2 protein-coding genes are annotated in these 2,406 nt (G+C 63.1%); both read right to left on the reverse strand.

The genetic code is table 11. The annotated features are described in order from the left end of the window. Positions 1-616 (reverse strand): porin (locus H3O04_RS34975; protein ID WP_202589478.1); only part of this gene is annotated, 616 nt, incomplete at its 3' end. A 186-nt stretch (positions 617-802) separates the two neighbouring features. Beyond that, positions 803-2,245, reverse strand: a complete 1,443-nt coding sequence (locus tag H3O04_RS34980; protein ID WP_202589476.1) for an MFS transporter — start codon at positions 2,243-2,245, stop codon at positions 803-805. Between the last annotated feature and the right edge of the window lie 161 nt (positions 2,246-2,406).

Below are 2,406 nucleotides of genomic sequence, written 5' to 3' on the forward strand. Positions count from 1 at the left end.
CCACGCCGCCAAGACCGTAGATGACGGTGGCGGCGAACCCCTTGAAGTCCGGCGTCGTGTACTTGACGGTGTTGTTCCACACCGTATCGCCGATGATCGTCCCGCCATAGTTGGTCACGAACGTCTGCAGGACGAGCGGAGAGAAGACGGTCGAGGATCCGAACGGATTGACGAGGGATTCAGCCGTATAGGCCGGGTTTCTTTGTCGCCCGAAGGTCACCTGCCCGAAGTCGCCTTGAAAGCCCACGTACGCGTTGCGCGACCAGAACGGGTCCGCCGTACTGCGCCCGAGCGCGCCGTTCGCGGGTTGAAAGAAGCTTTCGAGAACGAAAATGGCGCCGACGCCGCCGCCAAGGTCTTCCTTGCCGCGGATTCCCCAGAACGACGTGGTCAGCCCGCCGCTCCCCATCTGTACCGCGGACTGCGGCGTGTCGCTGCGTTTGATACTGCCGACGTAGGTGCCGAGGAGGCCATAAAGCTGGACCTGGGAGCCGCTATCCGCGTATGCCCCGACGGAATTCAATACCAGACCGGCGCTGAATATCGCCGTCACGCCGAGCGTACCGACAACGCGCCGAGCGGCAACGCGCACCACGACCTGTCGTGTCTTTTTCATTTCGATTGTCTCCATTCATATTTTTGTGAGCGGCTTTTTCCGTGACCATCCATCTGTAGTACTGATTGAATAGCGGGAACGGCGGCCCTTGTTTCGAGCACGTCGCCGAAGTCGCTGGCGTGACGAGCGAGGAAACGCCTTCCCGCGAGGCTTCTCAGGGGAAGGCGCCGTCAGGCATGCGAGTGGCTACGGGGAAATTTCCTCGAGCGAACGATTGGTCGTCTCCACCATTCGCGCGGCGACGAAGAAACCCACCGCACTGACCGCGGCAAACATGACGAATACCGCGGCGATGCCTTTCCCGGTCAATACGACGCCGACGATCGCCGGCGCGGCAGCAGACGCCGCGCGCAGCCAGGAGGTCGCGAGACCGGTGCCGATGGCGCGCATCCGGGTGGGGTAGATCTCAGGGGTGTACAGGTACAGAAGGACCGTGGTCGTTGCCATCACCGCGTACGCCGACGATCCGAGCAACATCACGGACCACGCGCTGCCGGCGCCATGAATGCCGAGTACGGCAAGCAGGGCCGCGCTGATGATGAAGCAGGCCATTGCCCACCGGCGGCGCCCGACCCGATCGATCAGCAGCGCACAGGCAAGCACCCCGCACGTACTCAGGACGTTCGAGATGGATGCCATCTGAAGCGACGTCTGCAGCGGCAGATGGTAGACCGTCCTGTAGAGGCTCGGCAGCCAGTTGTTGATGCCATTGGCCACGAAATAAGCGCTTGCCCAAAGCAGCCACACGACGACGGTGCGGCCTCGGTAGAACGGCGAGAAGAGTTCCTTCCAGGTTCCCTTCCGCTTCGACTGTCGTCCGACCAGAAGGCTCGCCACGCGCGCGTCCACCTCGGCCCTTTGGACTTGTATGTCGAGGTTGCGCTTCGTCGTGCTGGCTTCCAGCCGCTCGATGATCCGTTCGGCCTTATCGAGACGCCCGCGTGCAACGAGCCAGCGCGGCGACTCCGGAAGACGTGCGATCAGGATCGCGACGACCATGCCCGGAATCCCGCCGATCAGGAACATAGTTTCCCAGCCGAAGCGCGGGACGACGAACGCACCGAGCTGCGCGGCCGCGAGCAGGCCCAACGGGAAAATGAGTTCGTACAGGATGAAGAAACGCCCGCGGCCGTGCGCCTGAGACAGCTCGTTGATGTACGTGGCGGCCACGGGCACTTCTCCGCCCACGCCGATGCCTTGCAGGAAGCGCATCAGAAACAGCATGTGAAAGCTGCCGGTGAACGCGCATACGACGCTCATCGCCGACATGACGCCCACCGCGACGGTGGCGCTCGGCACTCGCCCCTGGCGCTCGGCCAGCCAGCCGAACACCAACGCGCCGACGACCTGGCCCAGATAGCCGGCAGCGATCAGCACGCCGATCTGACCGGGAGAAAGATGCCACAGCCCCACCAGGACGGGCAGCACGAAAGCCAGCGAAAGTGCGTCGAATGCATCGAAGAGGGTCGCGCTGCCCATGACGATCCGTGCCCGAGTGTGCCACTTGCAGAACGGCACGTTCTCGATGCGGAACAACAGGTTCGCCGCCCGCAGTTGCTCGCTCATGGGACGCGTTTCGCTCGCGGATCGACCAAGGTCGACGCCGCAGGCGGTCGAAGGGGTGTTCATGCTGTCTCCTGAAAAGCTGCATTTTATGGACCTTCGGTTTGCTTCTTGTTTTGCAGCGCCGGTCGCGTTTTTTATGGCTTGCCGCGACATCGGCGCGTTTTTTTATCGTTTGCCGAGCCTGTCGGCGGCGGCGCGCGCCACGAGGTTTGCGCGCCGCCCCG

The sequence above is a fragment of the Burkholderia sp. KCJ3K979 genome (assembly GCF_016759955.1).
Taxonomy (GTDB): domain Bacteria; phylum Pseudomonadota; class Gammaproteobacteria; order Burkholderiales; family Burkholderiaceae; genus Burkholderia; species Burkholderia orbicola.

Excerpts from the sequence above, each read along its gene's own strand:
- H3O04_RS34980 (WP_202589476.1), bottom strand. The coding sequence starts at position 2,245 with ATGAACACCCCTTCGACCGCCTGCGGCGTCGACCTTGGTCGATCCGCG.